This window comes from Paraburkholderia bengalensis, assembly GCF_037126505.1.
In the GTDB taxonomy this organism is placed as follows: domain Bacteria; phylum Pseudomonadota; class Gammaproteobacteria; order Burkholderiales; family Burkholderiaceae; genus Paraburkholderia; species Paraburkholderia bengalensis.
In genome coordinates this window covers 89,071-95,682 of sequence record NZ_JACFYJ010000025.1, presented here as the reverse complement: position 1 = coordinate 95,682, position 6,612 = coordinate 89,071, and the positions used below count along the sequence as shown (strand labels likewise).

The 6,612-nt window shown below is 64.2% G+C and carries 8 protein-coding genes; 7 read left to right on the top strand and 1 reads right to left on the bottom strand.

From position 1 onward, the window contains the following. The coding region (locus tag H3V53_RS17205) for a hypothetical protein (RefSeq protein ID WP_336598968.1) at nucleotides 1-260 on the top strand (260 nt) is incomplete at its 5' end. An 83-nt stretch (nucleotides 261-343) separates the two neighbouring features. Here the strand turns inward: H3V53_RS17205 and H3V53_RS17200 are convergent. Further along, nucleotides 344-1,612 carry an SGNH/GDSL hydrolase family protein gene (locus tag H3V53_RS17200; protein ID WP_336598967.1) on the bottom strand — a complete coding sequence of 423 codons (1,269 nt, stop codon included), beginning with the start codon at nucleotides 1,610-1,612 and terminating at the stop codon, nucleotides 344-346. A 159-nt stretch (nucleotides 1,613-1,771) separates the two neighbouring features. On the opposite strand from H3V53_RS17200, the gene paaA reads away from it, so the two are divergent. From paaA to H3V53_RS17170, 6 genes are all read left to right on the top strand, one after another. After that, nucleotides 1,772-2,770, top strand: a complete 999-nt coding sequence (gene paaA, locus H3V53_RS17195) for a 1,2-phenylacetyl-CoA epoxidase subunit PaaA (protein WP_336598966.1) — start codon at nucleotides 1,772-1,774, stop codon at nucleotides 2,768-2,770. A gap of 35 nt (nucleotides 2,771-2,805) precedes the next feature. After that, nucleotides 2,806-3,090 carry a 1,2-phenylacetyl-CoA epoxidase subunit PaaB gene (gene paaB, locus H3V53_RS17190; RefSeq protein WP_012402209.1) on the top strand — a complete coding sequence of 95 codons (285 nt, stop codon included), beginning with the start codon at nucleotides 2,806-2,808 and terminating at the stop codon, nucleotides 3,088-3,090. Between the two features lie 9 nt (nucleotides 3,091-3,099). After that, nucleotides 3,100-3,903, top strand: coding sequence for a 1,2-phenylacetyl-CoA epoxidase subunit PaaC (gene paaC / locus H3V53_RS17185; protein WP_054918479.1), 804 nt, complete (start codon nucleotides 3,100-3,102; stop codon nucleotides 3,901-3,903). A 37-nt stretch (nucleotides 3,904-3,940) separates the two neighbouring features. Beyond that, on the top strand, nucleotides 3,941-4,495 hold the full coding sequence (gene paaD, locus H3V53_RS17180) for a 1,2-phenylacetyl-CoA epoxidase subunit PaaD (RefSeq protein ID WP_054918477.1): 555 nt from the start codon (nucleotides 3,941-3,943) through the stop codon (nucleotides 4,493-4,495). A 1-nt stretch (nucleotide 4,496) separates the two neighbouring features. Beyond that, complete coding sequence (paaE, locus tag H3V53_RS17175) at nucleotides 4,497-5,585, top strand: 1,2-phenylacetyl-CoA epoxidase subunit PaaE (RefSeq protein ID WP_336598965.1); 1,089 nt, start codon at nucleotides 4,497-4,499, stop codon at nucleotides 5,583-5,585. Between the two features lie 199 nt (nucleotides 5,586-5,784). After that, on the top strand, nucleotides 5,785-6,600 hold the full coding sequence (locus tag H3V53_RS17170) for a DUF1835 domain-containing protein (RefSeq protein WP_336598964.1): 816 nt from the start codon (nucleotides 5,785-5,787) through the stop codon (nucleotides 6,598-6,600). Nucleotides 6,601-6,612: the final 12 nt, after the last annotated feature.

The following is a 6,612-nucleotide window of genomic DNA, read 5'->3' as shown; positions in this document are numbered from 1 at the left end:
GAGACTCGATTACTTTCGCTATCCGGCAGTTCGAAAACCACCGCGCGCCGCCATCGAGCACCCACACTTATCGGCTGTTGATTGTTAAAGAACATTCGCAGGAAGCGCCTTGCTTTCACCGCGTTGCCGCGTCAGCAGCAGAGAAACGAGATTATGAAGAACCTTTTTGCTGTCGTCAACCGGTTTTTTTAACTTCACTTCAAAACCCTGTCGACTCCAGCACCGCGCCGTTTCTGCCGCGGCCCCGTCGCGTCGCCTGAAACACCGCGCGGTCGAACGAGGACGCGAATCTTAGGCCATCCCGACTCGCATGACAAGGGCGTGACCGAAGTTTTTTAAAGGGTCACTTTCTGCCCGCACTCAATACCGTCGGCAGCTGGATCGCGTCGGCCATGGCTGCGTATCCTGCGTCGCTGGGGTGGATGTGGTCGCCGCTGTCGAAGGCGCGGCGCAGCCGTACGGGATCGGCCGGATCACGCAACGCGGCGTCGAAGTCCACCACGCCGTCGAACGCTCGGCTCGTTTTAATCCACTGATTAACCTCCGCGCGCAACGCTTCCCGCTGCGGTGGCAGCGCCGCGGGCGTCAGCGTCGCGCCGACGATGCGCATTCCGCGACCGTGCGCCGCCGCGATCACTCGCTTGTAGCCGGCGATCAAGCTGTCGGCGCTCACCTGCGTATGCGGAAGATCGCAATCCAGCCCGGCGTGCGGCGGCATCGCGGCGAAGTTGATGTCGTTGATGCCGATCAGCAGGACGACCGACTTCACGCCGGGCTGCACCAGCACGTCGCGACCGAAACGGGACACCAGCGCGTCGCCGTAACAGGGCGAATCGCTCAACAAGCGGTTGCCGCTGATGCCGAGATTCACCACCGCCACCGACTTGTCGCCGCTCTGCGCGACCTTGCGCGCCAGCGCGTCCGGCCAGCGCCGGTTCTGATTCAGACTCGAGCGCATCCCGTCCGTAATGGAGTCGCCGATCGCCGCAACCGTCGCCGCCGACGGCGCCTCCACCTGCAGCCCCGTTACCCACGCGAATTGCGTGAAACGCTGGCGGAAGGAATCGGCGGACGGGTCGTCGACGTGATTGCCGGGCGTCGACACATAGTTGACCTGGCTGGAGACGCGATGCCACGCAACCATCCTCTGCTCGCGCCCCATATAACTGCTGATCGCGTACGCAGCTCCCGCGGTGACGGGAATCCGCACGGGGTCGCTATCGATCTCCCCTCCCGCCGGCACGCTGACAGTCGCCTTCCCGCCAAATGTCACCCGCGCCGCGCCGCCACTCTGCACAGCCGCGCCCGCGCCCGAACGCGCAATGCTGAGACCGTCGATGACAAGCGGCGCCTTTCCGTACGCGTTGCTCACATGAAGGCGCGCGACTTCGCCCGACAACGTCGGGTACACGATCTGCCGAACGGTACGCCCCGCGACATCCGGCGCACGATAAAGCGGCGGCGGATCAGGCAATTGCGGAATCGGCTGAAGCGCCGTCGCCCAGGCGGTGACCCACGGCGACCCGGCGTCGGCGGCATGGACGGGCGCCGACGCGCACACGACGGCAGACAAAACGGCAACGGACAGAGCAGCGAAAGGGCGTATGGTCATTGCGACGGATCGATAGAAAACGGTTAAGGGCACAAGCCGCTTATTGTGCCCGAACGCATAGTGCAAACCCCTACTCTCCCGTCCCGAAAAATTTATTAACCGACCGGACGGTTGGTTTATACTGCCGAACACACACCACTCATGACGAGAGCGTTCGACATGTACACGCAATCCCTCGACATCCCAGGCAACGTCGCGCCGCTCGACGCGGCCGCGACGTCGCCCGAGCAAGCCCGTTTCGATGAAGTCATGGCCGCCGACGGCAAGATCGAGCCGCAAGACTGGATGCCCGATGCATACCGCAAGACGCTGGTCCGTCAGATCTCGCAGCACGCGCATTCGGAAATCGTCGGCATGCTGCCCGAAGGGAACTGGATCTCTCGTGCGCCGAGCCTCAAGCGCAAGGCGATCCTGCTGGCCAAGGTGCAGGACGAAGGCGGCCACGGCCTCTATCTGTATAGCGCGGCCGAAACGCTCGGCGTGTCGCGCGACGAGATGATCGACGCGCTGCATTCGGGCAAGGCGAAATATTCGAGCATCTTCAATTACCCGACGCCGACGTGGGCGGATGTCGGCGTGATCGGCTGGCTGGTCGACGGCGCGGCGATCATGAACCAGATTCCGCTGTGCCGCTGCACGTACGGTCCATACGCGCGCGCGATGATCCGCATCTGCAAGGAAGAGTCGTTCCATCAGCGCCAGGGCTTCGACGCGCTGCTGGCGATGATGAAAGGCACCGACGGGCAGCGCGAGCTCGTCCAGCAGGCCGTCAACCGCTGGTGGTATCCCGTGCTGATGATGTTCGGCCCAAGCGACAAGGATTCCGTCCATAGCAACCAGTCGGCGAAGTGGGGCATCAAGCGCATCACGAATGACGACCTGCGGCAGAAATTCGTCGACGCAACCGTCGAACAGGCCAAGGTGCTGGGCGTCACGCTGCCCGACGCGAATCTGAAATGGAATGAGGAACGCGGCCACTACGACTACAGCGACCTCGACTGGGAAGAATTCTGGCGCGTCGTCAATGGCGACGGCCCATGCAACAAGGAACGCCTCGCCACGCGCGTGAAGGCGCACGACGACGGCGCCTGGGTCCGCGAAGCCGCCCTCGCCCACGCCGAAAAACAGCGCCAGCGCGCGCAGCAACAGGCCGCCTGAAGGCGCCCGAATCTGGAAGCAGGAAGGAGATAGCGATGAACAAGGAATGGCCGATCTGGGAAGTCTTCGTGCGCAGCAAGCAGGGACTCGATCACAAGCATTGCGGCAGCCTGCACGCGGCGGACGCGTCGATGGCGCTGCGCATGGCGCGCGATGTCTACACGCGCCGCCAGGAAGGCGTGAGCATCTGGGTGGTGCCGTCGTCGGCGATCACGGCATCGGCGCCTGACGAGAAGGCCGAACTGTTCGAACCGGCTGGCGACAAGATTTACCGCCACCCGACGTTCTATCAGCTGCCCGACGAAGTTAACCACATGTAAGCGCGCGTCATGACTATCACGCCCCAACACCTCGCCTACGTGTTGCGCCTCGCCGATACGGCGCTGATCCTCGGTCAGCGCAACGCCGAATGGTGCGGCCACGGCCCGATTCTCGAAGAAGACATCGCGCTGTCGAACATGAGTCTGGACCTGATCGGCCAGGCGCGTCTGCTGTACACGCACGCCGCCGAACTGGAAAAGACGTTGACGGGCGCAAGCCGCACGGAAGACGACTACGCGTACTTCCGCGCCGAGCGCGAGTTCGCGAACTACACGCTCGCCGAGCTGCCGCATGTCGGGCCGCTCGCGGGCACGGCGCGCGCGGACAAGGATTACGCCGTCACGATCGCGCGCAACTTCCTGTACTCGACGCTGATGCTGCATGTGTGGTCGGCGCTGACGGGTTCGTCGGATGAGCAGCTGGCCGCGATCGCCGCGAAGTCGATCAAGGAAACGCAGTACCACGTTCACCACGCGCGCGAATGGCTCGTGCGCTTCGGCGACGGCACGGACGAATCGCATCGCCGCGCGCAGGCCGCGCTCGACTATCTGATTCCTTACACGCGCGAATTCTTTAGCGCCGACGCCACGGAAGAGGCGATCGCCGCCGCGGGTATCGGACCGAAAACGTCCGAACTGGAAGCGCTGTGGCTCGAAGATGTGCAGGCCGCGCTCGATGAAGCGACGCTCAAGCTGCCCGCGCCCGTCAAGCACGTCACGACGGGCAAGCACGGCGAACATTCCGAGCACATGGGTTTCCTCCTCGCCGAAATGCAAAGCCTCGCGCGTCAACATCCGGGCGCAAGCTGGTAATTCAGGTCACTCGCAGGTCCAACAGGTGAGTCAAACGATGTCTTCGATCGCTCAATCAGCCGTTGCACGCGACCCTACGCTCGCTCAGGCGTGGGCCGTGCTCGAAGCCGTGCCCGATCCGGAAATCCCCGTCGTGTCGATCCGCGAACTGGGCATTCTGCGCGACGTGCGCCGCGCCGCCGACGGCGCGCTCGAAGTCGTCATCACGCCGACTTATTCGGGTTGTCCGGCGATGTCGCAGATCGCGGAAGACATCGGCCTTGCGCTCGACGCCGCCGGTTTCGGGCCGCATCGCGTGCAAACCGTGCTCGCGCCCGCATGGACCACCGACTGGATCACCGATGACGCCCGCGACAAGCTGCGCGCCTACGGCATCGCGCCGCCCACAGGCAATTGCGGCAGCGCCGAAGCCAGCGCCGGATCGAAACACAAAGTGATCCGCTTCGTGCCGCGCTCGCTGCCCGCGCCCGCTTGTCCGCGCTGCGGCTCGAAGCACACCGAGCGACTCGCGCAATTCGGCTCGACGGCCTGCAAGGCGCTGTACCGCTGCATCGACTGCCGCGAACCCTTCGACTACTTCAAACCGTACTGATATGGCCACTCCGCAATTTCATCCGCTGCGCATCCGGGAAGTGCGGCCCGAAACCGCCGACGCAGTTTCCGTCGCCTTCGAAGTCCCCGTCGAACTGCGCGAGCAATATCGCTTCACGCAGGGCCAGTTCGTCACGCTGAAGACGCATATCGACGGCGAGGAAACGCGCCGTTCCTATTCGATCTGCGTCGGCGTCACCGATTACGACCGCGACGGCGAACTGCGCATCGGCATTAAGCGCGTGCGCGGTGGCCGCTTCTCGAACTTTGCGTTCGATACTCTGCAACCCGGCCACACGATCGACGTGATGACGCCGGACGGCCGCTTCTTCACGCACCTGAACGCCGATCACGGCAAGCAATACGTGGCGTTTTCGGGCGGCTCGGGCATTACGCCCGTGCTCGCGATCATCAAGACGACGCTCGAAATCGAGCCGCGCAGCACCTTCACGCTGATCTACGGCAACCGCAGCGTCGATCAGATCATGTTCGCCGAAGAACTCGAAGATCTGAAGAACCGCTTCATGAACCGGTTCGTGCTGTATCACGTGCTGTCGGACGATCTCCAGGACGTCGAGCTGTTCAACGGCGTGCTGGATCAGCAGAAGTGCGCTGCGTTCCTCGACACGCTGGTGCCTGCCGACGCCATCGACGAAGCGTTCATCTGCGGCCCCGGGCCGATGATGGACGCGGCCGAAGCCGCGCTGAAGTCGGCGGGCGTGCCGCAAGAGAAGGTGCATGTGGAGCGCTTCGGCACGCCGCTGCCGCAGGCGGGTGTGCCTGTCGCCGAAATCACCGACGACACGCCGACGGCGGATCTCGAAATCGTGCTCGACGGCAAGAAACGCAAGCTGCGTCTGCCGTACCAGGGCTTGAGCGTGCTCGACGTCGGTTTGCGCGCCGGACTCGCGCTGCCGTATGCGTGCAAGGGCGGCGTCTGCTGCACGTGCCGCGCGAAGGTGCTGGAAGGCGAAGTGAAGATGGAAAAGAACTACACGCTGGAAGAACACGAAATCCGCGACGGCTTCGTGCTGACCTGCCAGTGCCATCCCATTAGCGACAAGATCGTGGTCAGCTACGACGAACGCTGAGCATCGCGCGCTGCCGTGTGCGCCATGGACGGTATGTGCGCGCCGTCGCTTTCGGCGCACCCGTGATCCGCTTACACTAGGGGCCGCTCGTCACAGGAATGTCACTCCTGCCGCGAGCGGCGTTTTTCGTTATGGCGCTAACGGATCGAACGTGTTTCGGTTCGCGCGCAACCGGCGCCCGAACCGCCCGTCACTGACAATGAGCACGATTCACATCATCAACGGCGACGTCGCCGCCGACTCTCTGCGCACCGCGCTCGGTCTTGCCGGCCGAGCCGATGCCGTGCTCGCGTTGCGCGACGATCTGGCCGTCGGCCCGTTGCGCGATGTCGATGAAACGTCCCTCACGCGGGCCGATTTCTGGCGCCGCGTCACCGGCGACACCACGCGCGATTTCGTCGCGGGGCTCGACAGGCAAGCGGCCGATCTCGATGCGGTGGTCCGTGGAACTGAACACGTTGTGGTGTGGCACGGCCAAAGCGCCGCCGATCAACTGATGCTGCGCCGCGCATGTTTCCGTCTGCGCGAGACGCCGCAACGGCTCAACGACGTGCGCCTCACGATCGACGATCTGACAGGCGAAGCGAGCGCGCCGCTGCGCCGCTCCGATCGGGCGACGTCGGCCGGCATGTTCGCGCCGGAGCAGCTACAGCAGAAGCTGCCTTGCGCCGCGCCGATTTCGGTGCTCCGCATCGGCCGGCTGGCGCTCGAATGGCAGGAAGTGAAGTCCGCCGACTCGGAACTGCGTCGCTGGCGCGGCAACACCTACACGAGCGGCACGTTCTCCGAACTGGACGGACTGATCCTCGAACGTGCCGTCGAAGGCTGGCAGCCTGCCGCGCGGGTCGCCGCACAAGTGATGGCAACCGGCAGCGGCCTTCTGGTCAGCGACAGCATCGTGCTGTGGCGCTTGCGCGAACTGGCCGCCGCCAGCCAGCTGCAGTTGCGCGGCGCCCCGGACAACTGGCGTTCGCTCGAAGTGAAAGTCGAGCGTGCCACCCTTTCTCCCGCTTAAGACAAACTAGAA

Excerpts from the sequence above, each read along its gene's own strand:
- H3V53_RS17200 (WP_336598967.1), bottom strand. The coding sequence starts at position 1,612 with ATGACCATACGCCCTTTCGCTGCTCTGTCCGTTGCCGTTTTGTCTGCC.
- paaA (WP_336598966.1), top strand. The coding sequence starts at position 1,772 with ATGTACACGCAATCCCTCGACATCCCAGGCAACGTCGCGCCGCTCGAC.
- paaB (WP_012402209.1), top strand. The coding sequence starts at position 2,806 with ATGAACAAGGAATGGCCGATCTGGGAAGTCTTCGTGCGCAGCAAGCAG.
- paaC (WP_054918479.1), top strand. The coding sequence starts at position 3,100 with ATGACTATCACGCCCCAACACCTCGCCTACGTGTTGCGCCTCGCCGAT.
- paaD (WP_054918477.1), top strand. The coding sequence starts at position 3,941 with ATGTCTTCGATCGCTCAATCAGCCGTTGCACGCGACCCTACGCTCGCT.
- paaE (WP_336598965.1), top strand. The coding sequence starts at position 4,497 with ATGGCCACTCCGCAATTTCATCCGCTGCGCATCCGGGAAGTGCGGCCC.
- H3V53_RS17170 (WP_336598964.1), top strand. The coding sequence starts at position 5,785 with ATGAGCACGATTCACATCATCAACGGCGACGTCGCCGCCGACTCTCTG.